Here is a 24,150-nt window from a genome sequence, read left to right as displayed (position 1 = left end):
GATGCTGCGCCTCACCCTGCGCAACCTGTTCGCCCGCAAGGTCCGGCTGCTGATGAGCGGTCTGGCCATCGTGCTCGGGGTGGCGTTCCTGTCCGGGGTGCTCGTGTTCAGCAACGGGCTGTCCACCACCTTCGACGGGATCATCTACGGATCCACGCCCGACGGGGCCGTGCGGCCGCAGGACACCAACGAGTTCGAGGGCGGCTTCACGGGCCAGACCGGTCAGGTGCTCTCCCCCGCCGTGGTGGAGCGTCTGGCGGACCTGCCGGAGGTCGCCCGGGCCGACGGCGACGTCGTCGGCTTCGGCATGAGCCTGCTGGCCGAGGACGGCACGCTCGTCGGCGGCACGGGCGCCCCCACCCTGGCGTTCAACTACCACGACGCGCCCAACATGGCCGGGGGATCGATCCTCCAGCTCGAGGCCGGCCGCTGGCCGACCGCGCCCGACGAGATCGCCCTCGACGAGGGAGCGATGGAGGCCGGTGACTACGAGCTGGGCGACGACGTCACGCTGCTCGCACCGTTCGGGGAGGTCGAGCGCACCGCCACCCTCGTGGGCACCGCCGAGTTCAACGGCGGCGGCACCGCCGGTGCCACCCTGCTGATCTTCTCCACCGAGGGCGCGCAGGCGCTCTTCCTGGGCGGCGAGGACGTCTTCAACCGGATCAGCCTGACCGCCGCGGAGGGCGTCAGCCAGCAGCAGCTGGTCGACGCCGCGGCCGGTGTCGTCCCGGCGGGCTTCGAGGCGGTCACCGGCGACCAGGTCGCCGAGGAGTCGCAGGACGCCGTCGGGTCCTTCCTCGGCGTGATCGAGGTCTTCCTCCTGGTGTTCGCGATCATCGCCGTGATCGTGGGCGGGTTCATCATCGTCAACACCTTCTCGATCCTGGTCGCCCAGCGGACCCGCGAGCTCGCGCTGCTCCGCGCGATGGGCGCCGCCCGGGCCCAGGTGAGCCGGTCGGTCCTCGTGGAGGCGCTGGTGCTCTCGGTGCTCGCCTCCACCGTCGGCATCGGTCTCGGGCTGCTGCTGGCCCGCGGGCTCGCCGCACTGTTCCGGTCGGTGGGGCTCGACGTCGCGGGCAACGCCCTGGACCTGACGGCCGGAGCGGTCCTGGTCAGCTACGCCGTCGGCGTCGTGGTCACCATGCTCGCCGCCTACCTCCCGGCCCGTCGAGCAGGCAAGGTGGCGCCGGTCGCGGCCATGCGCGCCGACCTCAGCCCCGCACGCGGCACGCTGCGCCGGCGTACGGCGATCGCGGCGGTCTTCCTCGCCATCGGTGCCGGACTCGCCGTCGCAGGTGTGCTCGGCGCGCCTGGCTCGGACGCCGCCTGGATCGGGGTCGGCGCCGTGCTCTGGATCCTCACCGTGGCCGCGATCAGCTCCGTGGTGGGCAAGCCGGTCCTCCTGGCCTGCCGCGCCCTCTTCGCACGGCTGTTCGGCACCTCCGGTCGGCTCGCGGGCGAGAACGCCCTCCGCGACCCCCGCCGCACCGGCGCCACCGCGTCCGCGCTGATGATCGGGCTGGCGCTCGTCTCCACGATCGGGGTGCTCGCCGCCTCGCTCAACGCGTCGGTCGACGACGTGGTCGACGAGCAGTTCACCGCCGACCTGTTGGTACAGAGCACCAACTACCTGCCGTTCTCCACCGAGGTGGGCGACGAGATCGCCGACGTCGAGGGGGTGGCGGTGATGAGCCGCCAGCAGTGGAGCAGCGCTCGGCTCGGCGACGACGACGTGAGCGTGGTCGGCAACGACGACCGCTTCGACGACGTCTACCAGCTCGACGTGGTCGAGGGGCGCGCCGTCCCCACGGGCGACGAGGCGGTCGTCGTGGAGGACCTCGCCCGCGAACGCGGTCTGGCGGTGGGCGACCGGCTGGACCTCCGGTTCACCGGCGGCAAGCGCCTCGACCTCGAGGTCGTCGGCATCGTGGAGGGCTCCGAGGCGACCGGCCAGGTCAGCGTGCCCCTGGACCGCCTGGCGGAGGCCGGGATCCTCCGCCAGGACACCGCGCTCAGCATCCTGCTCGAGCCGGGCGCGGACCCGGCGACGGTGCACGACCGGGTCGACGCGGCGGCGGCCTCGGTGCCGATCGTCGCGGTCTATGACAAGGAGGAGTTCAGCGACCAGATCCGCGAGCAGGTCAACCAGCTGCTCTACATGATCTACGGACTGCTCGCGCTCGCGATCGTGATCGCGGTGATCGGCATCGTCAACACGCTCGGGCTGAGCGTGATCGAGCGCACCCGCGAGATCGGCCTGCTGCGCGCGGTGGGGATGAGCCGCTCGCGGCTGCGGCGGATGATTACCCTGGAGTCCGTGGCCATCGCCGTGCTCGGCGCCGTCCTCGGCATGGCTCTGGGCCTGCTGATCGGCGTGCTGCTGCGGCAGTCGCTCTCCAACGACCTCACCAGCCTTGGCCTTCCGCTGGCCCAGCTGGCGCTGTTCCTCGTCGTCGCGGTGGTCGTGGGCGTGCTGGCCGCAGTGGTCCCCGCGATCCGGGCGTCCCGGCTCAACGTGCTGGCCGCCATCGCCACCGAGTGACCCCGGCGACGGCGGGGCCCGCGGCTCAGGCGAGCGCCACCAGGTCGGCGTACTCGCTGTTCCAGAGGTCCTCGACGCCGTCCGGCAGGATCAGCACCCGGTCCGGCTCCAGGGCGTGCACGGCGCCCTCGTCGTGGGTGACCAGCACGATCGCGCCCTCGTAGCGCCGGATCGCGTTGAGCACCTCCTCCCGCGACGCGGGGTCGAGGTTGTTGGTCGGCTCGTCCAGGAGCAGCACGTTGGCGGCCGAGACGACCAGCGAGGCCAGCGCCAGGCGGGTCTTCTCGCCTCCGGAGAGCACGCCCGCCGGCTTGTGCACGTCGTCCCCGGTGAACAGGAAGGATCCGAGCACCGACCGCGCCTCGGTGTCGGTCAGGTCGGGCGCGGCCGACTGCATGTTCTCCAGCACCGTGCGCGACACGTCCAGGGTCTCGTGCTCCTGGGCGTAGTAGCCGACCTTGAGCCCGTGGCCCGGGACGACCATCCCGGTGTCGGGCTGGTCGACGCCGGCGAGGATGCGCAGCATCGTGGTCTTCCCTGCGCCGTTGAGACCGAGGATCACGACGCGGGACCCCTTGTCGATGGCGAGGTCGACGGCCGTGAAGACCTCGAGGGCGCCGTAGGACTTCGAGAGGTCGCGCGCGGTGAGCGGCGTCCGGCCGCAGGGTGCGGGCGTCGGGAACTTGATCGCCGCCACCTTGTCGGCCTGTCGCTCGCCCTCGACCCCCTCGAGCAGGCGTTCGGCGCGCTTGAGCATCTGCTGGGCGGCGCTCGCCTTGGTCGCCTTGGCCCGCATCTTGTTGGCCTGGTCGGTGAGCGTCCTCGCCTTGTTCTGCGCGTTCATCAGCTCGCGCTTGCGCCGCGCCTCGTCGGTCTCCCGCTGGGTCAGGTAGTGCTTCCACCCCATGTTGTAGACGTCGATGACCGCGCGGTTGGCGTCGAGGTGGAAGACCTTGTTGACGGTCTCCTCGAGCAGCTCGTTGTCGTGCGAGATCACGATGAAGCCGCCCCGGTAGGACTTCATCCAGTCCCGGAGCCAGAGGATCGAGTCGGCGTCGAGGTGGTTGGTCGGCTCGTCGAGGATCAGCACCTCGGCGCTCGAGAACAGGATCCGGGCCAGCTCCACCCGGCGGCGCTGGCCGCCGGAGAGCGTCCCGAGGGGCTGCTCCATGAGCCGGTCCGGGATGCCGAGGCTCTGGGCGATCTGCAGCGCCTCGGTCTCCGCGGCGTACCCGCCGCCGGCGTCGAGCTCGTCCTGGGCACGCTGGAAGCGCCGCATCGCGCGCTCCCGCTCCTGCGGGTCGTCGGATCCCATCGCCACCTCGGCCGCGCGCATCCGGCGTACGGCGTCGTCCAGGCCGCGCGCGGAGAGGATCCGGTCGCGCACGATGATCTCGGGATCGCCGACCCTCGGGTCCTGCGGCAGGTAGCCGAGCTCGCCGCTGTTGGCGACCGAGCCCGACGCCGGCAGCACGTCGCCGGCGAGGACCTTGGTCAGCGTGGTCTTGCCCGCGCCGTTGCGGCCGACGAGACCGACCTTGTCGCCGGGGCCGACGCGGAAGCTGACGTTGTCCATGAGGAGACGCGCACCGACGCGAACCTCGAGCTGGTGCACCGTGATCATGACGTGTCTCAGTCTCCCACGCCCGTGGCCGGAGCCGCGCAACGCCGGGGCACCCACGGCTCGCCTAGGCTGCGAACGTGGTCCGTTTCAACCCGAAGGCTCGGCTCGACACCTCCCGCATGCGCTCCGGGCGCGGCGGGTTCAGCGGCGGCCTCGGTGGACGGGGCCGGGGCGCCCGGCTCCCGGTGCCCGGAGGGCGCGGCGGGGTGGGCGGCATCGCGGGGATCATCCTCGTGGTGCTCGTCTACGTCCTCGTCCAGTGCGTCGCCGGTGGCGGCGGGGGCGGCCTGGGCACGAGTGGCTACTCCCCCGCCCGGATGAGCGACGCGTCCGACGACGGCCGCTACGACGCCTGCCGGACCGGGGCGGACGCGAACGCCAGCCAGGACTGCGCCCGCGTCGCCATCGAGAACTCCCTCACCGACTTCTGGTCCGACCAGCCGATCGAGCGGTGGCAGCCGATCTCGGCCCTGACCACGTTCAGCGGCAGCGTCTCGACCGGCTGCGGCAACGCCACCTCGGCGGTCGGGCCGTTCTACTGCCCGGCCGACCTGGGCATCTACCTGGACACCACCTTCTTCGACACCACGCTGGAGCCGGAGCTCGGCGCCCCCGACGAGCCGTTCGTCGAGTTCTACGTGCTGGCGCACGAGTACGGCCACCACATCTCCAACCTCCAGGGCTTCATGGGCAGGGTCCGCACCCAGCAGGGGCCGACCAGCGACGCGACCAGGCTGGAGCTCCAGGCCGACTGCTACGCCGGACTGTGGGCACAGCACGCGACGACCACCGAGGACGCCCACGGCGAGGTCCTGCTGGAGGCACTTACCGACGAGGACATCCGCAACGCGCTCCAGGCCGCCGCGGCCGTCGGGGACGACCACATCCAGCGCAAGACCCAGGGCCAGACCAACCCCGAGACGTGGAACCACGGCTCCTCCGCACAGCGGATGCACTGGTTCCGCGTGGGATTCGAGGGCGGCGACGTGGCTGACTGCAACACCTTCGACGCGTCGGAGGCCGAGGTGCTCGGCCGGGCCTGACGCCTGTGCCGGGCTAGATGCCGAGCAGCGCCTCCATGTGCCCGAACGTGCGCTGCAGGGTCCGCAGGTGCGGCGCGACGGAGGGGTGGCGGAACTTGGACGCGAGCGCCCCCTCACCACCCGCGACCCGCGCCAGCGCCCACTCCGCGCGACTCATGGCGGTGTAGACGGCCACCACGCGGGCACCGAGCAGCACGGCGTCCCGGTCGGCCACCGCTGCCGGCAGGCCGAGGAGGTAGGCGTCGAGCAGCGGCTCGAACTCCTCCCGCGACGAGAGCGAGAGATAGCCGAGGTCGCCCCCCACCGGACCGACCCCGAGCGTGCCCCAGTCGATGGCCAGCGCGTCGTCGCCGTCGCGCCCCGGGATGTTCAGCGCCGTCGGGTCGCCGTGCTGGGCGACCTGCGGCAGGCCGTCGAGCAGGTCCAGCATCGTCTCGCGGCGGGTCCACAGGTGGTCGGCGACGTCGGCCACGGTGGTCCGGGCCAGCGTGGGCCACCCACCCCGCCGCCCGACGCGGTCGAGCCGGTCGCGCATCAGTTGCTGGGCGAGGAACCGGGGCCGTCCGAGCTCCGCACCGGCGAAGCGGCCCAGCGACAACGCCAGGAAGAGCCCGCTCGATGCGGCGTCCTCGACCCAGTCGCGGACGATCGTGATCCCGTCGGCGTCCTCCTCCACGGAGGCTGCGGCGCTCCGCAGTCCCGGGGTGGCCGCGGTGAGACCGGTCAGCAGCACGTCTGCCTCGCGCCGCCAGTAGCCGACGTGGGCCGGATCGACGACCGGCGCGCCGTCGTCGCCGTGGCCGGCGTCGGGGGCCGCGAGGCGCTTCACCACCACGGGCCGGCCGCCCAGCGCCGTGCGCCACACGCCGACGGTGGACGTCCCGGTGCCGCCGGGGAGAGCCACCCAGTCGGGCTCGGGCTGCCACATGGTGGCGAAACTAGCCGATGTCGCGCCGCCGGAAGGCGACCTGGCCGCCGAGCGACAGCGTGGCGGCCAGCGCCAGCAGCACCAGGACCGGCGCCCACCGGAAGTCCTCGGCCGGCGCGAAGGCCAGGTGCTCGAAGGGCGACAGCGCCTGGACGGCCTCCGGGATCTGCAGCGGCTCGGAGAACATCAGCACGACGACCGACAGTGCCAGCGGCACCCAGGCGAGGACGAGGAGCCGCGGCGCGGCGCCGTACAGCAGCCGGCCGACGGCCGCCAGCACGAGCACCGGAGCGACCTGGGCGAGGGTCGGCAGGGCCAGGCGCAGCACGGCGTCGCCGTCGCCGGTGGTCGCCGCGTACCCGGCGCCCATCCCGAGGCCCGCGGCCGCTACCACGACGACCGTGCCGACGACCGTGACCAGCACGTGGCCGCCGAGCCACGTCCAGCGCGACAGTCCGGTGGCGAGGAGGGCCTCGACGTGGCCGGCGTCCTCCTCCGCCCGCGGGCGGAGGGTCGAGGCGATGGCGAACCCCGCCGCCAGCAGCCCGAGCGTCACCGCCGAGGTCGCGTAGAAGCCGTCGACCAGGTCGGTGGTCACCCCACCGCCCATCAGCTCGGCGATGTCGCCGTCGCCGATGAGGTCGGCCACGCTGTCGCCGATCGAGCCGTAGGCGAGCCCCGTCACCAGCAGGCCCACGGTCCAGCCGAGCAGCGCCCCGCGGTGCAGGCGCCAGGCGAGACCCAGGGCGGACCTCAGCCCGGTCCCCGCCCCGGCCGGCCCCGGGCGCGCGGCCCAGAGCCCGGAGCCGGCGTCGCGCCGGTCGAGCAGCAGGTACGCCGTCGCGGCGACCACCCCTGCCGCGACCAGCAGCAGGCCGAGCGGCCACCACCGGAGGTCGGCATAGGCCGCCATCGCCTGGTACCACCCGATCGGCGACAGCCAGCTCAGGACCCCGCTGCCCACGTCGCCCACCGCCCGCAGCGCGTACGCCACGCCGACGACGGCTCCGGCGATGCCGTACATGCCGCGGGTGCTCTGCGTGAGCTGCGCCGCCACGAGCGCGGTCGCCGAGAACATCCACCCGCAGGCGGCGAGCCCGGCGCCGGTGGCGACCGTGTCGGGCAGGGCGAGCGGCACCCCGACGAGCGGCGAACCACCGCCGCGGACGGTCAGCAGGCTCAGCGCGACCAGGACGCCCACGAGGAGGTTGGCGAGCAGCGCAAGGACCAGGGCGGCGGTCGCGGGGGCGTGCCGGCCGATGGCGGCACTGCGGACCAGCTCGTCGCGACCGGACTCCTCCTCGGTACGCGTGTGGCGTCCGACGAGGAACATGCTCATCAGCCCGACGAGGACGGCGCCGAGCGCCGCGGCCTGCCAGAAGACCTGGCCGCCGACGGTGTCCAGCGCCCGGGCGGGCCCGGCCATCGCGATGAACGCCGGGTTGTCGTCGGCGACGGCTGCCGCGCGCTCGAACTCCTCCTGCGTGTCGTAGAGGCCGAGAACGCTCACGCCCTGGCTCCAGAACAGGAGGACCACCGCGGCCGACCACCACAGGAGCAGCCATCGATCTCGCCGCAGGTGGCTCCGCAGGAGCACGGACCACCCGGTCATGCCGGCTCGGCCTCCTGCTCCTCGGCGAGGACGTCGCCGTAGTGGCGGAGGAAGAGCTCCTCGAGGGTCGGGGGGTGGGCGACCAGGGTGCGGATGCCCACCCGGTGCAGCGCACCGATCGCCTCGTCCACGGCGGCGGTCTCGACCTGGAACCGGACGCGACGGCCGTCGACGGCGAGGTCGTGGACCCCGCTCATCTCGGCCAGGCCGTCGGGGGCGCCGGCCAGCTCGGCGTCCACCGAGGTGCGGGTGAGGTGCCGGAGCTCGGACAGCGTTCCGGCCTCGACGACCTTGCCGTTGCGGATGATGCTCACCCGGTCGCACAGGCGCTCGACCTCGGCGAGGATGTGGCTCGACAGCAGGACGGTGCCGCCCCGGGCGCGGAAGGAGTCGATCTCTGCGGTGAAGTGCTCCTCCATCAACGGATCCAGGCCGGAGGTCGGCTCATCGAGGAGGAGCAGCTCCACGTCGGAGGCGAGGGCCGCGACGAGGGCGACCTTCTGCCGGTTGCCCTTGGAGTAGCTGCGGCCCCGCTTGGTCGGGTCGAGCTCGAACCGTTCGAGCAGGGCTGTCCGGCGCTCCGGGTCCAGGCCGCCGCGGAGGCGGCCGAGCAGGTCGATCGCCTCACCGCCGGTCAGGTTGGGCCACAGACTGACGTCACCGGGCACGTAGGCGAGCCGGCGGTGCAGGGCGGCGGCGTCGGCCCAGGGATCGCCGCCGAGCAGGCGGACCGAGCCGCCGTCCTTGCGCAGCAGCCCGAGCAGGACGCGGATCGTGGTGGACTTGCCGGCTCCGTTGGGACCCAGGAAGCCGTGCACTTCCCCGGGCTCGGCGACGAGGTCGAGGCCGTCCAGTGCCCGGAAGCTGCCGAACCGCTTCACCAGGCCGTCGATCTCGATCACGGGGGCGGAGGACGTCATGGTTCGACCGTACGTCATTTTCAGAAGTTTCTGAATCCGGCTAAGGTGGCTCCATGTCGCAGGGGGACGGCCGGGCGAGCTTCGTCGCTCGCATGGGGTCGGCGTTGGCGACCGCCGGCTTCCCGCCCGGCCCCGCCCGGGTCTTCGCCGCCCTCCTCGTCGACGCCGACGGGCGGATGACGGCCGCCGAGCTCGCCGCCGGCCTCGGTCTCAGTGCGGCCTCCGTCTCCGGAGCTGTCCGGCACCTGGAGGGTCTGGGCATGATCCGGCGGGAGCGCGAGCGCGGCACCAGGCGCGACGTCTTCGTCGTCGAGGACGACGCCTGGCACGGGACGATGAACCGTGCCGAGCAGTTCTACGCCCCGATGCTCGCCGCCCTCGACCGGGCGTTGGGCGAGCTCGATCCCGAGGACCCCGCGCGCAGGCGGCTCCGCCTGTCTCGCGAGTTCCTCGCCTTCATCGTCGCCGAGATGTCCACGCTCGACGCCCGCTGGCAGACCCGGATGCGCGAGCTCGGCCTGGACCGGTGACACCGTCGGCCGTGGAGATCGAGCCCGACGACCCGCGCCGAGCCGACGTGGTCGCCCTGCTCCAGGAGCACCTCGCGGACATGCGCGCGACCTCGCCGCCCGAGAGCGTGCACGCGCTGGAGCCCGAGGCGCTGACCGGCCCGGGCCTGTCCTTCTGGAGCCTCAGGGAAGCGGGCGTGCTGCTGGGCTGCGCCGCGCTCAAGGTCCTCGACCCGCGCCACGCCGAGATCAAGTCCATGCGCACGGCCGCGGCCGCCCGTCGCCGTGGAGTGGCGGGACGCCTGCTCGACCACGTGCTGGCCGAGGCTCGTTCGCGCGGGATCCGGCAGGTCAGCCTCGAGACCGGGAGCCAGGACTTCTTCGCTCCCGCCCGGGCGCTCTACGCGTCCCGGGGGTTCGCCGAGTGCGGGCCGTTCGGCGACTACCGCCCCGACCCGCACAGCACGTTCATGAGCCGGGCGCTCTGACGGTGCGGTCGGCTCCGGCGCCGGCGTTGACGACCTCGACCTGGAGAGCGGTCGCGTCGGCCACCGCGCGCTCCAGCACCGCCCGGCGCGGGTCCGGCACCGCGAGCCACGGACCGACCAGCGTCAGCACGGCGAGGCGCGGGTCGCCGAGCACCTCGCGGACCGCCGTGCGGTCACCGCCGGCCACCACCAGCTTCGCGCCGGCGAGCACGCGCGCGGCATGGTCGGCCGCGGCCGCATAGGCCACCCGCGCCTGGTTGTCGCGCCGGCGGGAGAACCGCTGCTGGGACTGGCCGCCCGCCTTGGTGCGGCCCTGCACGTGACGCCGGCCCACCTTGGCGTCGGCGATCGCCGCACCCGTGACCTGCGCCACCGCGAACCCGCCCTTGCGGACGAGCAGGACTCCCCACACGGAGGGCGGTGCCGCGGCGGTCGCGAACAGCGCGGCGTCGGCGCGGCCGTCGTACCGGCGGGAGAAGGGCAGGCGGGCGGTGAACGTGGATCCGTCCGCCGCGCTGCCGCAGAGGGCACCGCCGTCGACCGCCAACGCAGTCTCGCCGTGCGACCGCTCGAAGTTGTCCAGCCAGCGCGGCCACCGCTCGACGGGCACGGCGACGAGGCCCACCGGCCGGGCTCCCCTCAGCCTTCGTGGAGGACGCGGAAGCGCTCGAGCACGACCGGCATGTCGCGGCTGAACCCGCGGTCGTGCTCGGCGTGCTCGGCGAAGAAGCGCTCGTGCACCGCGCGCCAGTGGTCGAGCGTCAGGTCGCCCTCCCCCTCGAGCCGCGCGTGCTCCGCGTCCACCTGGTCGAACGGCACGATCCGCACGTCGGTGGTCACCACCAGCGCCCGCGGGCGGCCCGCGCCGTCGAGCACGATGCCCAGGGCGCCCCGCTCGGGCAGCGGCTCACCGGCCGCCTCGTAGTCCCGCAGAGCCGACGAAGTCGCGATCTTCGTGCCCTCCACGACGAGCTGTGCGAGCGCGTCGGCCTGCTCGGGGGTCGCGCCGAACGACCACGCGGGCGGCATCAGCGACTCCAGGGCGGACGGGCCGAAGTAGCCCGGGAGGCTGGAGAGGCGGGCGTGGCGCTTGGCCACCTCCCAGAACGCGGCGACCCCGCCGTCGGGGGCGGTCGCCTCCTCGGCGTCGGCGGTCATCGCCGGCTCAGACGTTGAACCCGAGGGCGCGCAGCTGCTCGCGGCCGTCCTCGGTGATCTTGTCGGGGCCCCACGGCGGCATCCACACCCAGTTGATCGCGACGTCGTTGACCAGGCCCTCCAGCGCGGAGTTGGTCTGGTCGGTGATCACGTCGGTGAGCGGGCACGCCGCCGAGGTGAGCGTCATGTCGAGCACGACATTGGACTTCTCGTCGACGTGGATGTCGTAGACGAGGCCGAGGTCGACGACGTTGATCCCGAGCTCGGGGTCGACGACGTCCTTCATGGCCTCCTCGATGTCCCCCACGGTCGTGGTCGAGACGCCTCCGGTGGCCTCCGGGACCTCCGGCAGGTCGCTGTGGTCTGCACTCATCGGTTGCCTCCGTCTGTTCGGTCGCCGGCTCCCGCCACCTGGGCGGTCGCGTCCTTCCATGCCATCCACGACAGCAGCGCGCACTTCACCCGAGCCGGGAACTTCGCCACCCCGGCGAAGGCGATGCCGTCCTCGAGGACGTCCTCGTCGGGCTCCACCTGACCCTTGCCCTGCATGAGCTCCTGGAACGAGCCGTGGATCTCCAGCGCCTGCTCGACCGGCTTGCCCACCACCAGGTCGTGGAGCACCGAGGCCGAGGCCTGCGAGATGGAGCAGCCCAGCGCGTCGTAGGAGACGTCGTCGACGATGCCGTCGCTGACGTGGACGCGCAGGGTCACCTCGTCACCGCACGTGGGGTTGACGTGGTGCACCTCCGCCGTGCCGGCGGCGTCCGCCTCGCCCCGCAGGCCCTTGCCGTGCGGGTTCTTGTAGTGGTCGAGGATGATCTCCTGGTAGAGGGCGTCCAGGTCCTGGCCCCGGTCGTCGATCGCGCTCATCCGCTGCACCTCCTAGGCCAGCTTGAAGTAGGAACGGGTGTACTCCAGCCCCTCGACCAGGGCGTCGATCTCCTGCGGCTGGGTGTAGAGGTACGACGACATCCGCGTCGAGCTCTGCACGCCGAACCGGGCGTGGGCCGGCTTCGCGCAGTGGTGCCCGGCGCGTACGGCGATCCCTCGCGAGTCGAGCACCTGGGCGATGTCGTGGGGGTGGACGCCCTCGAGCTCGAACGCGATCGCGCCACCCCGGGCGGCCGCGTCGAGCGGTCCGAGCACGGTGAGCCCCGGCACCGCCTGCAGCCCCTCGAGCGCGTAGGCGGTGATCGCCTGCTCGTGGGCGTGGACGGCCTCCATCCCGACGTGAGCGAGGTAGTCCACCGCGGCGCCGAGCCCGACCGCCTCGACGATGGGCGGCGTGCCCGCCTCGAACCGGTGCGGAAGGCCGGCGTACGTGGAGCCCTCCATCCGCACGGTCTCGATCATCTCGCCGCCACCGAGGAACGGCGGGAGCGCCTCCAGGACGGCCCGGCGGCCCCAGAGCACGCCGATGCCGGTGGGGCCGACGACCTTGTGGCCGGTGAACGCGATCAGGTCGGGCCGCTCGTCGTCGGCCATCCCGGCGAGGTCGATCGGCAGCTGCGGCGCCGCCTGGGCGGCGTCGACCACGACCAGGGCGCCGACCTCGTGGGCCCGACGGGCGATCTCGGCGACCGGGTTGATCGTGCCCAGCATGTTGGACACCCAGGTGAGCGAGACGACCTTGGTGTGCTCGTCGATCAGCTCGTCGATGTTGGAGAGGTCGAGCCGCCCGTCGTCGGTGAGGCCGAACCACCGCAGGCTCGCGCCGGTGCGCTGGGTGAGCAGCTGCCAGGGCACGATGTTGGAGTGGTGCTCCATCTCGGTGATGACGACGCGATCGCCCTCGCCGACCTGCCGCTCCCCCGGCCACGCGAGGGTGTTGGCCACGAGGTTGATCGCCTCGGAGGCGTTCTTGGTGAAGATCACCTCGGCCCGGTCGGGCGCGCCGATGAACTGCGCCACCCGGGTGCGGGCACCCTCGAAGGCCTCGGTCGACTCCGCGCCCAGCTGGTGCATCGCCCGCGCGATGTTCGCGTTGTGCCGCTCGAGGTGGTCGACCATCGTGTCGATGACGACCTGCGGCTTCTGCGAGGTGTTCGCGGAGTCGAGGTAGACCAGGGGCTGCCCGCCCGCGAGCGTGCGCTCGAGGATCGGGAAGTCGTTCCGGATGACCGCCAGCTCCGGCAGCAGGCCGGGCAGGGCGGCCGACCGGCTGGCGGGGCCTGTGGCGACCATGGTCAGACCGCCGCTGCCTTGAGGAAGCGGTCGTAGCCGTTGGCCTCGAGCTCCTCGGCGAGCTCCGGCCCGCCGGACTCGGCGACCCTGCCGGCCACGAACACGTGCACGTGGTCGGGCTTGATGTAGCGCAGGATCCGCGTGTAGTGGGTGATCAGCAGGACGCCCTTGCCGGGACGCTCGCGGAACCGGTTGACGCCGTCGGAGACCACCTTCAGCGCGTCGATGTCGAGGCCGGAGTCGGTCTCGTCGAGGACGGCGACCTTGGGGTCGAGCAGCTCGAGCTGGGCGATCTCGTGGCGCTTCTTCTCGCCACCGGAGAAGCCCTCGTTGACCGAGCGCTGCGAGAACGAGGCGTCGAGGTTGAGCTGCTCGAGGGCGCCGTTGACGTCCTTCACCCAGGTGCGCAGCTTCGGCGCCTCGCCGTCGATCGCGGTCTTGGCGGTGCGCAGGAAGTTGGCCACGGAGACGCCGGGGACCTCGACGGGGTACTGCATGGCGAGGAACAGCCCCGCGCGGGCCCGCTCGTCGACCGACATCTCGAGGACGTCCTCACCGTCGAGGGTCACCGAGCCGCCGGTGATCTCGTAGCGCGGGTGGCCGGCGATGGAGTAGGCCAGCGTGGACTTGCCGGAGCCGTTGGGACCCATGATCGCGTGGGTCTCGCCGTCGCCGATGGTCAGCGTGACGCCCTTCAGGATCTCCTTCGGGCCGTCCTCGGTCTGGACCTGGACCTTGAGGTCCTTGATCTCCAGGGTGGTCATCTCTCGTCTCTCTACTCGAAGTCAGGTGGGGTTCACGCCGTTGAGCGTGCGGGTGGTGTCGACCCAGATCTCGGGCCCGTCCTCGCCGTCGCGCACCTCCACGGGGAAGGTGGCGACCGGCTCGGTGGCCGGGAGCCCGGTCGGCTTGCCCGTGCGGAGGTCGAACCGCGAGCCGTGCAGCCAGCACTCGACGGTGCAGTCCTCGACCTCGCCCTCGCTGAGCGCCACGGCGGCGTGCGAGCACTGGTCCTGCAGGGCGAAGACCTCGTCGCCGTGCCGGGCGAGGGCGACGTCGTAGCGGTCGACCGTCGCCTTGACCGCCTCGTCCAGCGGGATGTCGGCGAGGGCGCAGGCACGTTGGAAGGTCATCCGAGCTCCTTCAGGACGTGGCGCTGCAGCTCCTCCTCGACCTGCGCGCTGAGCTTCTCGGCCAGCTCGGGGACCTTCACGCGGCGGATGAGGTCGTCGAAGAACCCGCGGACCACGAGCTTGCGCGCCTCGGCCTCGGGGATCCCGCGCGAGCGCAGGTAGAACAGCTGCTGGTCGTCGAACCTGCCGACCGCGGACGCGTGGCCCGCGCCCTCGATCTCGCCGGTCTCGATCTCCAGGTTCGGCACCGAGTCGGCCTGGCAGCCGTCGGTGAGCACGAGGTTGCGGTTCTCCTCGTAGGTCTCGATGCCCTCGGCGACCTTGCGGATGAGCACGTTGCCGATCCAGACGGTGTGCGCGTTCTCGCCCTGCAGCGCACCCTTGTAGACGACGTTGGACGCCGTCTTGGGGGCGTTGTGGTCGACGAAGAGCCGGTGCTCGAAGTGCTGACCCGCGTCGGCGAAGTACAGGCCGAACAGCTCGGCCGTCCCGCCGGGGCCGGCGTAGTCGACGTTGGTGCTGGTGCGCACCAGGTCGCCGCCGAGCGTGAACTCGAACTGGCGCAGCGTCGCGTCGCGGCCCACCCGGGCGTTGATCTGCTCGGCGTGCACCGCGTCGTCGGCCCAGTCGTTGACGTGGACCAGGTCGAGCTGGGCCCCGTCGCCGACGAGGACCGTGGTGAAGGCGTCGTAGGTGGTGCTGCCGGAGTGCTCGACCAGCACCACGGCGCGGGCGTGGGTGCCGACCCGCACGACGATGCGCGCCCAGACCAGGTCGTCGAGGGCCGTGCCGTGGAGCTGCACCCGCACGGGCTCGGACAGGTCGCTGTCGGCGGGGATGTCGAGCAGCAGCGCGCCGCCCGCGTTGCTGGCCGCCAGCGCCCCCAGCCGGTCGAACGGAGCGGTGCCGCCCAGCGCGGCCGCCTCGTCGAGCGAGATCTCGGTCAGCGTGACGCCGGCCGGCAGCTCGAGCTTCTGCTCCAGGTGGCCGTCCGAGGCCGCCCCGTCGAGCATCCCGCGCAGGCGCTTGAGCGGGGTGAACCGCCAGATCTCCTCGCGCCCGGTGGGGACGGGGTGCGCCGCGACGTCGTACGTCGGCTCGGGGTGGAGGTGGGACTCCACGTGGTCAAGCACCGTCACCCGACGGCTCCTTCCATCTGCAGCTCGATCAGGCGGTTGAGCTCGAGGGCGTACTCCATCGGGAGCTCCTTGGCGATCGGCTCGACGAAGCCGCGGACGATCATCGCCATCGCCTCGTCCTCCTCCATGCCACGCGACATGAGGTAGAAGAGCTGGTCGTCGGAGACCTTCGAGACGCTGGCCTCGTGCCCCATCGACACGTCGTCCTCACGGATGTCGACGTAGGGGTAGGTGTCGGAACGACTGATCTGGTCGACCAGGAGCGCGTCGCACAGCACGTTGGACTTCGAGCCGTGGGCGCCCTCGTTGACCTGGATCAGCCCGCGGTACGACGTACGGCCGCCGCCGCGGGCGACGGACTTGCTCAGGATGGAGCTGGAGGTGTGCGGGGCGGCGTGCACCATCTTGGCGCCGGCGTCCTGGTGCTGGCCCTCGCCGGCGAACGCGATCGACAGCGTCTCGCCCTTGGCGTGCTCGCCCATCAGGTAGACGGCGGGGTACTTCATCGTCACCTTGGAGCCGATGTTGCCGTCGACCCACTCCATGGTCGCGCCGGCCTCGCAGACGGCGCGCTTGGTGACCAGGTTGTAGACGTTGTTCGACCAGTTCTGGATGGTCGTGTAGCGGCAGCGGCCGCCCTTCTTGACGATGATCTCGACCACCGCGGAGTGCAGCGAGTCGGAGGAGTAGATCGGCGCCGTGCAGCCCTCGACGTAGTGGACGTAGGCGTCCTCGTCGACGATGATCAGCGTGCGCTCGAACTGGCCCATGTTCTCGGTGTTGATCCGGAAGTAGGCCTGGAGCGGGATGTCCACGTGGACGCCCTTGGGCACGTAGATGAACGAGCCGCCGGACCACACCGAGGTGTTCAGCGCGGCGAACTTGTTGTCGCCCACCGGGATCACCGTGCCGAAGTACTCCTGGAAGAGCTCGGGGTGCTCCTTCAGCGCGGTGTCGGTGTCGAGGAAGAGCACGCCCTGGGCCTCGAGGTCCTCGCGGATGGAGTGGTAGACGACCTCGGACTCGTACTGCGCCGCGACGCCGGCGACGAGGCGCTGCTTCTCCGCCTCCGGGATGCCGAGCTTGTCGTAGGTGTTCTTGATGTCCTCGGGGAGGTCCTCCCACGAGGTCGCCTGCTTCTCGCTCGACCGCACGAAGTACTTGATGTTGTCGAAGTCGATCGCGGAGAGGTCCGAGCCCCAGGTCGGCATCGGCTTGCGGTGGAAGAGCTTGAGGCCCTTCAGCCGCAGGTCGAGCATCCACTGCGGCTCGCCCTTCTTCGCCGAGATGTCGCGCACGACGGCCTCGTTGAGCCCTCGCTGCGCGGCCGCGCCGGCGACGTCGGGGTCGGCCCAGCCGAACTCGTAGCGTCCGATGCCCTTGAGCTCGGGGTTCAGCTCTTCGATGGAGGTCATGAGGTGACCTGCTCCTTCTCTTGGTCGGTCGAGCGTGGGGTGACCCGTTCGATCTGGTGGACGTCGGGGATGCACGTGGTGCACACGCCGTCGCCGTGGGCGATGGTCGCCAGCCGCTGCACGTGGGTGCCGAGGACGCGGCTGATGGCCGCGGTCTCCGCCTCGCACAGCTGCGGGAACTCGTGGGCGACGTGGGAGACGGGACAGTGCTGCTGGCACAGCTCCTCCCCCACGGGGATGTCGTGGACGGCCGCGGCGTAGCCCTCGTCGCTGAACACCTTCGCCAGCACCTCGGCCGGCGACGCGTCGGGGTGGGCGTCCCGTACGACGGGGAAGCGCTGCTCGATGAACGCCGCGCGCCGCTCCGCGAAGGCCCGGACGGCGTCCTCGCCGGCGGTCTCGCGCAGGAAGCGCAGCGCCTCGGCCGCCAGGTCGTCGTACCGCTGGTCGAAGCCGTCGCGGCCGCGCTCGGTGAGGGCGAACACCTTCGCCGGGCGACCCCGGCCGCGGGCGCCGACCGGCCGCGGGTCGCGGGCCTCGACCGCGCCCTCGGCGACCAGCTGGTCGAGGTGGCGGCGGACGGCGGCGGGCGTCAGGGCCAGCCGCTCGGCCAGCGCGGCAGCCGTCGAGGGACCGTTGACCAGGATCGACCGCGCGACGCGCTGGCGCGTCGGCTGGTCGAGGTCGGTCACGATTTCCACAACACCAGTGTGCCGATATTGATTCCGGGCCTTCAAGGAAGGCGTGCCTTAGTGACGTGCGCCTCAGCGGGGCGCCGTGTGCCGCAGCCAGGCCAGGCCCGCGAACGGCAGCACCAGCGGCAGGAACGCGTAGCCCTGGCCGAAGTGCGACCACACCGTCCGGTCAGGGAACAGGTCGGTCGCGACATAGCTGAGCGTGCCGACGGCGAGCACGCCCACCAGCTCCACCACGACGGCGGCAGCGGCGACCCGCCAGCCCGTGCGACCGCCCAGCAGCAGGCTGCTGGTCGCGACCAGATAGATCACGGCGGCCGCCAGCGACAGCGCGTAGGCGAGCGGGGCCCGGTCGGCGTCCATGCCGAGCTGGACGGCCGACCGCCCGGTGGCCGCCACCGCGAAGACGCCGTACACGAAGACCAGCGCCCGGCCCCAGCCCGACGAGAGCTCCTGCCCGCGCGGCGCCTCAGCCACCCGCGCCTCCCCACAGCTGCCAGAGCCGCGCCTGCAGCCCCGCCACCGTCGCCACCGCGAGGAGCAGGATCGTGGTGCCGACCCGGCTCCGCTCCGCCAGGGAGAAGAACGCGCCGGCCACCGGGGCGACCACGGTGGTGACGAGGTAGGCGACGAAGGTGGGGCCGTCGAGGTCGCGGGAGGTCCCCGCCAGGGCGACCAGCGCCCAGACCAGCTGCCCGAGCAGCGCGACCTCCAGCACCGCGAGCGCGAGGTAGTGGCTGTCCTGGGCCGCCCGGTCGCGCACGAGGTCGACCACCAGCAGCACGGCCGCAACGGCACAGATGGCGAGGATCACGCCGTGCAGCCAGGGACTCACGGCCGCCAGCGTAGGGCTGCGACCGGCGCCCTACACTCCCCGGGTGCCTGCGACTCTCCCCGCCGACCCTGCTGTGCGGGTCGACGGCCTGGTGATGCGGTACGGCGAGCGCACCGCCGTCGACGGGCTCTCGCTCGACGTGGAGCCCCACACCATCACCGCGGTGCTCGGCCCGAACGGTGCGGGGAAGACGACCACGCTCGAGACCTGCGAGGGCTACCGGCGGGCCCAGGCGGGGACCGTGCGCGTGCTGGGGCTGGACCCGCTCCGCGACCGCCACGAGCTGCTCCCCCGCATCGGCGTGATGCTGCAGTCCGGCGGCGCGTGGAGCGGGGCGCGCGCCGAGGAGATGCTGCGGCACTTCGCGCGCCTGCACGCCCACCCGCTCGACACCGGCCTGCTGATGGAGCGGCTCGCGCTGCACGAGTGCGGGCGGACGCCGTACCGCCGGCTCTCGGGCGGGCAGCAGCAGCGACTGGGCCTGGCGCTCGCCCTGGTCGGGCGCCCCGAGCTGGTCTTCGTCGACGAGCCGACAGCCGGGCTCGACCCGCAGATCCGGCGCGCCGTGTGGGAGCTGCTCGAGGAGCTGCGCGCCGACGGGGTGACCGTCGTGCTCACGACCCACTACCTGGAGGAGGCCGAGAGGCTCGCCGACCGGGTCCACATCCTCGACCGCGGCCGGCTGGTCGCCAGCGGGTCGCCGCTCGAGCTGACCCGTGGCGGCACGGTCGCCACCATCCGCCTGGTCGTCACGCAGCCCTTCCCGCCGGGCTCCCCCGACGCGCTCGCCGCCGCGCTGGGCGCCGGGACCGAGCTCACGGTGCTCGACCCGCTCAGCCTGCAGGTGTCCGGCCCGGCCGACGGCAGCACCCTGGCGAAGGTGTCCCAGTGGTGCGCCGACCACGACGTGCTGCCCGAGTCGCTGGCTCTGGGCCAGCGCAACCTCGAGGACGTCTTCCTCGAGCTGACCGGCCGGGAGGAGCTCTGATGTCCACCCCCGGCTCCTCCGGCGTGTTCGCCCCCGCCCCCGGCGCCGCGCCCGTCCTGCGCCAGCTCGCGACGCAGGCCGGCATGGAGGCGCGGCTGATGCTGCGCAACGGCGAGCAGCTGCTGCTCGCGGTCGTGATCCCGGTGATCGTGCTCGTGGGCGCCGTCCAGGGCGCGGACCGGATCGGTCTGGACCTCGACGGCGAGCCCGTGGACGTGCTGACGCCCGGGGTGCTCGCTCTGGCAGTGATGTCGACCGCCTTCACCTCGCTGGCCATCGCGACCGGCTTCGAGCGGCGCTACGGGGTGCTCAAGCGGCTCGGCACCGCGCCGCTCTCCCGCGCCACGCTGCTCGGCGGCAAGGTGGCCGCGCTCCTGGCGGTCGAGCTGCTCCAGTTCCTGGTGATCGGCGGCGTCGGGCTGGCCCTCGGCTGGCGCGGTCCGGACGGCGTCGCCGTGCTGTCCCTGGTGCTGGCCGCGCTCCTCGGCACGGCGGCGTTCGCGTCGCTCGGCATGCTCCTCGCCGGGTCGCTGCGGGCGGAGGCGACGCTGGCGGCCGCCAACCTGGTCTACCTCCTGCTGCTCGCGGGCGGCGCCGTCGTACTGCCGGTGAGTGCGTACGGCGGCCTCGGCGACGTCGTGCAGTGGCTGCCCTCCGGCGCGCTCGGCGAGGCCGTCCGGGCCGCCTGCGACGGCGGGGCCGCCGTCCGCGACCTGCTGGTCCTCCTCGGCTGGGCCGTGCTCGGCTCGGTCCTCACCGCACGGACGTTCCGATGGGAGTGAGCGTGCGGTCCGGCGTCGGCGCGGTCGTCGAGCGGGTCGAGCGCGTGCTCGGGCCCCGGCTGGTGCCGCTCGCGTGGGCCAACCTGGTGGCCAACGTGGTCATCGTGGTGACCGGCGGCGCCGTACGGCTGACCGCGTCCGGGCTCGGTTGTCCGACCTGGCCGCAGTGCACGTCGGAGCGGTGGACCGCCCATCCCGAGCTGGGCCTCCACGGCGTGATCGAGTTCGGCAACCGGCTGCTCACCTACGTCCTCATCGCCATCGCCGTCGCCTGCTGGTGCGCGGCCCGGGCGCGGCGAGACCGCGACCCGGCTCCCACGACGTGGGCGACCATCATCGCGCTCGGCATCCCCGCGCAGGCGCTGATCGGCGGCGTCACCGTGCTCACCGACCTCAACCCGTGGGTCGTCGCGCTCCACATGCTGGTGTCCATGGCGATGGTCGCCGTGTGCGTGGTGCTGCTCGACAGCGTGGTCGTCGTCCGCCGGCCCGCCTCGCCCCCGGCGCTCCGGGGCCTCGCCTGGCTGGCGCTCGCCGTCGGCTGGGTGGTGCTCTACCTCGGAACCGTCGTCACCGGCTCCGGCCCGCACGCCGGGGACGCCCAGGCTCCGCGCAACGACCTCGACCCGCAGCTGTTCTCCCACGTGCACGCGTGGGCGGTCTACGCGCTCGTCGCCGTCACCCTGGCGGCCGTGGTCGTGGCGTGGCGTGGCGGCCGGTCCGTCGCCTTCCGCGCCGCGGTCGGCCTCCTCTGCGTCGAGCTGGCCCAGGGCGCCGTCGGGTTCTGGCAGTACTTCACCGACCTGCCCGAGCTCCTGGTCGGCGTCCACATGCTCGGCGCCGCGGTCACCTCCGCCGCGCTGACCTGGCTCGTCCTCGCCACCCACCCCCGCTCCTGACTCACAAGCCCCGGCTCGGCGGGACCGAACGCCCGACTCGACGGCCCGAAGCCCCAGCTCGCGGGGCGCAAGCCCCAACTCGGCTACTTGAGGAGGGGGTCGATCGCGACAGCGACGAAGAGGAGGGAGAGGTAGAGGTTCGATGAGTGGAACAGGCGCATCGGCTGGAGGACGCTGAGGTCCTCGGTGGTGCGGGCGCGGCGGTGGAGGCCGTGGGCCTGGGCGAGGAACATGGCGCCGAGCACCACGGCGGCGACGGGGTACAGCGGGCCGGTGCCGGCGACGGGCCACAGCAGCAGCGACGTCGCGACCATGACCCAGCTGTACAGGACGATCTGCAGCGCGACGGTGCGGGCGGGCTTGACGACCGGCAGCATCGGCACGTCGACCTGGGCGTAGTCGTCGCGGTAGCGGAGCGCGAGCGCCCAGGTGTGCGGCGGGGTCCAGAAGAACACCACCGCGAACAGCACGATCGGCACCCAGGAGAGCTCGCCGGTCACGGCCGTCCAGCCGATCAGGGCCGGGAAGCAGCCGGCGATCCCGCCCCACACGATGTTCTGGGTCGTACGACGCTTGAGCAGCATCGTGTAAACGAACACGTAGAAGGCGTTGGCCCCCACGGAGAGCGCCGCCGAGAGCGGGTTCACCCAGACGGCGAGGATCACCGTCGACAGCACCCCGAGCACCACGCCGAACACGAGCGCGGCGGCCGGCGTCACGATGTGCCGAGGCAGCGCCCGGCGCCGCGTGCGGCGCATCTGCTCGTCGATGTCGCGGTCGTAGACGCAGTTGAAGACCGACGCCGAGCCGGCCGAGAGCGTGCCGCCGGCCACGGTCGCGAGCACCAGGCCCAGCGGGGGCACGCCGCGGGCCGCGAAGAACATGACCGGGACCGTCGTCAGCAGCAGCAGCTCGATGACCCGGGGCTTGGTGAGGCCGACGTAGGCCATGACGACGTCGCGGAAGGTGGCCTTGGGCTGCGGCTCGTCGACGGACAGCAGCTCCGGGCTCGTCGGGTCGACGTAGGTCACAACAGTCCTCGGGGCCGGGATAGAAGCGGTCCGAGTGTAGCCCGAGCGGCCGGATCCGCCTGCACCCAGCCGGTGTCGGCCATGCCACTGCGCTGAGTAGGCTCGACACCATGATTGCGGATCTGGAGTGGACCGATCTGGACCGGAGGGCCGTCGACACCGCACGGGTGCTGGCGATGGACGCCGTGCAGAAGGTGGGCAACGGCCACCCCGGCACCGCCATGAGCCTCGCGCCGGCCGCCTACCTGCTGTTCCAGAAGGTGATGCGGCACGACCCCGCCGACCCGAACTGGATCGCCCGTGACCGGTTCGTGCTGAGCGCGGGCCACAGCTCGATCACCCTCTACACCCAGCTCTTCCTCGGTGGCTTCGGCCTCGAGCTGTCCGACCTGCAGAGCCTGCGGACCTGGGGCAGCAAGACACCCGGGCACCCGGAGTACGGCCACACCGCCGGGGTGGAGGTCACCACCGGCCCGCTCGGCCAGGGCCTCGCCAACGCCGTGGGCATGGCGATGGCGTCGCGGCGTGAGCGCGGCCTGCTCGATCCGGATGCCGGCGACGGCGAGTCCGTGTTCGACCACAGCATCTACGTCATCGCCTCCGACGGTGACCTCGAGGAGGGCGTGAGCAGCGAGGCGTCGTCGATCGCCGGCACGCAGCAGCTCGGCAACCTCACCGTCATCTACGACGCCAACCGGATCTCGATCGAGGGCGACACCCGGATCGCCCTCAACGAGGACGTCGCCCAGCGCTACGAGGCCTACGGCTGGCACGTGCAGACCGTCGACTGGACCGGCACCGACCACTCCGACCTGGCCAACTACGAGGAGGACGTGCCGGCCCTCCACGAGGCGCTGCGGACCGCCGACGCGGTCACCGACCGGCCCTCGCTGATCGTGCTCAAGACGGTCATCGCGTGGCCGGCGCCGAACGCCCAGAACACCGAGGCGGCGCACGGCTCCGCGCTCGGGGCCGAGGAGGTGGCCGCCACCAAGCAGATCCTCGGCTTCGACCCCGAGAAGGATTTCGAGGTCCCCGACGACGTGCTCACCCACACCCGTTCGCTCGTCGAGCGCGGCAAGGCCTGGGCGGCGCAGTGGCAGGAGCAGTACGACGCCTGGGCGGCCGCCCACCCCGAGGGCGCCGCGCTGCTGCGACGGATGCGAGCGCGCGCCCTGCCCGACGGGATCGAGGCGGCGCTGCCGGCCTTCGAGGCCGACGCCAAGGGCGTCGCCACCCGTGCCGCGTCCGGCAAGGTGATCAACGCGATCGCGCCCGTCCTTCCCGAGCTGTGGGGAGGCTCGGCCGACCTGGCCGGCTCCAACAACACCACGATCAAGGACGCGCCGTCGTTCCTGCCGCGTGACCGGTCCGTCGAGGAGTGGCAGGGCGACCCGCACCAGGGTCGGGTGATCCACTTCGGCGTCCGCGAGCACGGCATGGGCGCGATCATGAACGGCATCGCCGTCCACGGCGGAACTCGCGTCTTCGGCGGCACCTTCCTGACCTTCTCCGACTACATGCGCGGCGCCGTCCGGGTGGCCGCGCTGATGCAGGTGCCGGTCGTCTACGTCTGGACGCACGACTCGATCGGCCTCGGCGAGGACGGCCCGACCCACCAGCCGGTCGAGCACCTCTGGGCGCTCCGCGCGATCCCGGGCCTCGACGTGGTCCGGCCGGCCGACGCCAACGAGACCGCGGCCGCCTGGCTCCAGGTCCTGCGCAACACCGACCGTCCGGCCGGCCTGATCCTCAGCCGCCAGGCCGTCCCGACGTTTCCCCGCGGCGAGCAGGGCTTCGCGACGACCGAGGGTGTCGCCAAGGGCGGCTACGTCCTCCTCGACGCCGAGGGCGGCGAGCCCGACGTGATCCTGATCGGCACCGGCTCGGAGGTGCAGCTCGCCGTCCGGGCCCGCGAGCTGCTCGCCGCCGAGGGCGTCGGCGCCCGGGTGGTTTCGATGCCGTCCATCGAGTGGTTCGAGCAGCAGACCCAGGCCTACCGCGACGAGGTCCTGCCACCGACGGTGAAGGCCCGCGTCAGCGTCGAGGCCGGCCTCCGGCTGGGTTGGCGCGAGTACGTCGGCGACGCCGGCCGGATGGTCAGCCTCGAGCACTTCGGCGCGTCCGCCGACGGGGCCCGGATCTTCACCGAGCTGGGCTTCACCCCCGAGGCCGTCGCCCAGGCGGCGCGGGACAGCATCGAGGCGGCCGGCAAGGCCTGA

The 24,150-nt window shown here is 72.5% G+C and carries 25 protein-coding genes; 8 read left to right on the top strand and 17 right to left on the bottom strand.

The features are described from left to right. Position 1 precedes the first annotated feature (1 nt). On the top strand, positions 2-2,545 hold the full coding sequence (locus ACPOLA_RS01870; RefSeq protein ID WP_435768671.1) for an ABC transporter permease: 2,544 nt from the start codon (positions 2-4) through the stop codon (positions 2,543-2,545). A gap of 25 nt (positions 2,546-2,570) precedes the next feature. On the opposite strand, the gene abc-f is transcribed toward ACPOLA_RS01870, so the two are convergent. Beyond that, complete coding sequence (gene abc-f, locus ACPOLA_RS01865) at positions 2,571-4,169, bottom strand: ribosomal protection-like ABC-F family protein (protein ID WP_435768670.1); 1,599 nt, start codon at positions 4,167-4,169, stop codon at positions 2,571-2,573. Positions 4,170-4,246: 77 nt separating this feature from the next. Between abc-f and ypfJ the strand changes: the two genes are divergently transcribed. Further along, positions 4,247-5,212 carry a KPN_02809 family neutral zinc metallopeptidase gene (gene ypfJ, locus ACPOLA_RS01860; RefSeq protein ID WP_435768668.1) on the top strand — a complete coding sequence of 322 codons (966 nt, stop codon included), beginning with the start codon at positions 4,247-4,249 and terminating at the stop codon, positions 5,210-5,212. A 13-nt stretch (positions 5,213-5,225) separates the two neighbouring features. On the opposite strand, the gene ACPOLA_RS01855 is transcribed toward ypfJ, so the two are convergent. Genes ACPOLA_RS01855 through ACPOLA_RS01845 form a run of 3 tightly spaced genes read right to left on the bottom strand, consistent with a single transcriptional unit; the run spans position 5,226 to position 8,672 of the window. Continuing rightward, positions 5,226-6,140: a phosphotransferase gene (locus ACPOLA_RS01855; RefSeq protein WP_435768666.1), complete on the bottom strand. Its 915-nt coding sequence runs from the start codon at positions 6,138-6,140 to the stop codon at positions 5,226-5,228. Positions 6,141-6,150: 10 nt separating this feature from the next. Next, a complete protein-coding gene (locus tag ACPOLA_RS01850) occupies positions 6,151-7,752 on the bottom strand; it encodes an ABC transporter permease (protein ID WP_435768665.1) in 1,602 nt (533 codons plus the stop codon). Then, a complete protein-coding gene (locus ACPOLA_RS01845; RefSeq protein WP_435768663.1) occupies positions 7,749-8,672 on the bottom strand; it encodes an ABC transporter ATP-binding protein in 924 nt (307 codons plus the stop codon). Before ACPOLA_RS01845 ends, ACPOLA_RS01850 begins: the two co-directional genes overlap by 4 nt. Positions 8,673-8,725: 53 nt before the next feature. Here ACPOLA_RS01845 and ACPOLA_RS01840 point away from each other — a divergent pair, with 53 nt between their 5' ends. Together ACPOLA_RS01840 and ACPOLA_RS01835 are read left to right on the top strand one after the other, a co-directional pair. Next, complete coding sequence (locus ACPOLA_RS01840; RefSeq protein WP_435768662.1) at positions 8,726-9,202, top strand: GbsR/MarR family transcriptional regulator; 477 nt, start codon at positions 8,726-8,728, stop codon at positions 9,200-9,202. Positions 9,203-9,213: 11 nt separating this feature from the next. Beyond that, on the top strand, positions 9,214-9,669 hold the full coding sequence (locus ACPOLA_RS01835; RefSeq protein ID WP_435768661.1) for a GNAT family N-acetyltransferase: 456 nt from the start codon (positions 9,214-9,216) through the stop codon (positions 9,667-9,669). Here ACPOLA_RS01835 and ACPOLA_RS01830 read toward each other — a convergent pair. The 12 genes from ACPOLA_RS01830 to ACPOLA_RS01775 form a co-directional block, all read right to left on the bottom strand. Continuing rightward, complete coding sequence (locus ACPOLA_RS01830; protein ID WP_435768659.1) at positions 9,650-10,294, bottom strand: acVLRF1 family peptidyl-tRNA hydrolase; 645 nt, start codon at positions 10,292-10,294, stop codon at positions 9,650-9,652. The genes ACPOLA_RS01835 and ACPOLA_RS01830 overlap by 20 nt on opposite strands. A gap of 14 nt (positions 10,295-10,308) precedes the next feature. Next, the gene (locus tag ACPOLA_RS01825) at positions 10,309-10,827 is read right to left on the bottom strand and encodes an ASCH domain-containing protein (RefSeq protein ID WP_435768657.1); all 519 of its coding nucleotides are present in this window, start codon (positions 10,825-10,827) and stop codon (positions 10,309-10,311) included. 7 nt (positions 10,828-10,834) lie between these two features. Next, complete coding sequence (locus ACPOLA_RS01820) at positions 10,835-11,200, bottom strand: metal-sulfur cluster assembly factor (protein ID WP_435768656.1); 366 nt, start codon at positions 11,198-11,200, stop codon at positions 10,835-10,837. Next, positions 11,197-11,697, bottom strand: a complete 501-nt coding sequence (gene sufU, locus ACPOLA_RS01815; RefSeq protein ID WP_435768655.1) for a Fe-S cluster assembly sulfur transfer protein SufU — start codon at positions 11,695-11,697, stop codon at positions 11,197-11,199. Before sufU ends, ACPOLA_RS01820 begins: the two co-directional genes overlap by 4 nt. A 12-nt stretch (positions 11,698-11,709) precedes the next feature. After that, positions 11,710-13,011 (bottom strand): cysteine desulfurase, encoded by a 1,302-nt coding sequence (locus tag ACPOLA_RS01810; RefSeq protein ID WP_435768653.1) that lies wholly within the window; start codon positions 13,009-13,011, stop codon positions 11,710-11,712. 2 nt (positions 13,012-13,013) lie between these two features. After that, positions 13,014-13,775 carry a Fe-S cluster assembly ATPase SufC gene (gene sufC / locus ACPOLA_RS01805; protein ID WP_435768652.1) on the bottom strand — a complete coding sequence of 254 codons (762 nt, stop codon included), beginning with the start codon at positions 13,773-13,775 and terminating at the stop codon, positions 13,014-13,016. A gap of 21 nt (positions 13,776-13,796) precedes the next feature. Continuing rightward, positions 13,797-14,144, bottom strand: coding sequence for a non-heme iron oxygenase ferredoxin subunit (locus ACPOLA_RS01800; RefSeq protein ID WP_435768651.1), 348 nt, complete (start codon positions 14,142-14,144; stop codon positions 13,797-13,799). Next, positions 14,141-15,283, bottom strand: coding sequence for a Fe-S cluster assembly protein SufD (gene sufD, locus ACPOLA_RS01795; RefSeq protein WP_435768649.1), 1,143 nt, complete (start codon positions 15,281-15,283; stop codon positions 14,141-14,143). The genes ACPOLA_RS01800 and sufD overlap by 4 nt, the downstream gene beginning before the upstream one ends. Then, on the bottom strand, positions 15,280-16,698 hold the full coding sequence (gene sufB, locus ACPOLA_RS01790) for a Fe-S cluster assembly protein SufB (RefSeq protein WP_435768647.1): 1,419 nt from the start codon (positions 16,696-16,698) through the stop codon (positions 15,280-15,282). The genes sufD and sufB overlap by 4 nt, the downstream gene beginning before the upstream one ends. Further along, entirely contained in the window at positions 16,695-17,399 is a 705-nt protein-coding gene (locus ACPOLA_RS01785; RefSeq protein ID WP_435768646.1) for a helix-turn-helix transcriptional regulator, read from the bottom strand. The genes sufB and ACPOLA_RS01785 overlap by 4 nt, the downstream gene beginning before the upstream one ends. A 63-nt stretch (positions 17,400-17,462) precedes the next feature. After that, on the bottom strand, positions 17,463-17,870 hold the full coding sequence (locus tag ACPOLA_RS01780; RefSeq protein WP_435768645.1) for a hypothetical protein: 408 nt from the start codon (positions 17,868-17,870) through the stop codon (positions 17,463-17,465). Next, positions 17,863-18,228, bottom strand: a complete 366-nt coding sequence (locus tag ACPOLA_RS01775; protein ID WP_435768644.1) for a hypothetical protein — start codon at positions 18,226-18,228, stop codon at positions 17,863-17,865. The genes ACPOLA_RS01780 and ACPOLA_RS01775 overlap by 8 nt, the downstream gene beginning before the upstream one ends. Before the next feature lie 43 nt (positions 18,229-18,271). Between ACPOLA_RS01775 and ACPOLA_RS01770 the strand changes: the two genes are divergently transcribed. From ACPOLA_RS01770 to ACPOLA_RS01760, 3 genes are read left to right on the top strand one after another with little or no spacing between them, the layout of a single operon-like run. Further along, positions 18,272-19,216 carry an ABC transporter ATP-binding protein gene (locus ACPOLA_RS01770; protein ID WP_435768642.1) on the top strand — a complete coding sequence of 315 codons (945 nt, stop codon included), beginning with the start codon at positions 18,272-18,274 and terminating at the stop codon, positions 19,214-19,216. Then, on the top strand, positions 19,216-19,998 hold the full coding sequence (locus ACPOLA_RS01765; RefSeq protein ID WP_435768641.1) for an ABC transporter permease: 783 nt from the start codon (positions 19,216-19,218) through the stop codon (positions 19,996-19,998). The genes ACPOLA_RS01770 and ACPOLA_RS01765 overlap by 1 nt, the downstream gene beginning before the upstream one ends. Continuing rightward, positions 19,989-20,897 (top strand): COX15/CtaA family protein, encoded by a 909-nt coding sequence (locus ACPOLA_RS01760; RefSeq protein WP_435768640.1) that lies wholly within the window; start codon positions 19,989-19,991, stop codon positions 20,895-20,897. Before ACPOLA_RS01765 ends, ACPOLA_RS01760 begins: the two co-directional genes overlap by 10 nt. A gap of 83 nt (positions 20,898-20,980) precedes the next feature. Here the strand turns inward: ACPOLA_RS01760 and ACPOLA_RS01755 are convergent, their stop codons facing one another. Beyond that, a complete protein-coding gene (locus tag ACPOLA_RS01755; protein WP_435768638.1) occupies positions 20,981-21,928 on the bottom strand; it encodes a heme o synthase in 948 nt (315 codons plus the stop codon). 110 nt (positions 21,929-22,038) lie between these two features. Here ACPOLA_RS01755 and tkt point away from each other — a divergent pair, with 110 nt between their 5' ends. Next, positions 22,039-24,150, top strand: coding sequence for a transketolase (tkt, locus tag ACPOLA_RS01750; protein WP_435768637.1), 2,112 nt, complete (start codon positions 22,039-22,041; stop codon positions 24,148-24,150).

The sequence above is a fragment of the Nocardioides proteolyticus genome, from assembly GCF_051280635.3.
Lineage (GTDB): Bacteria > Actinomycetota > Actinomycetes > Propionibacteriales > Nocardioidaceae > Nocardioides.
Note: the sequence above shows the minus strand (reverse complement) of the source record. Positions and strands in the feature narration are given on the sequence as shown.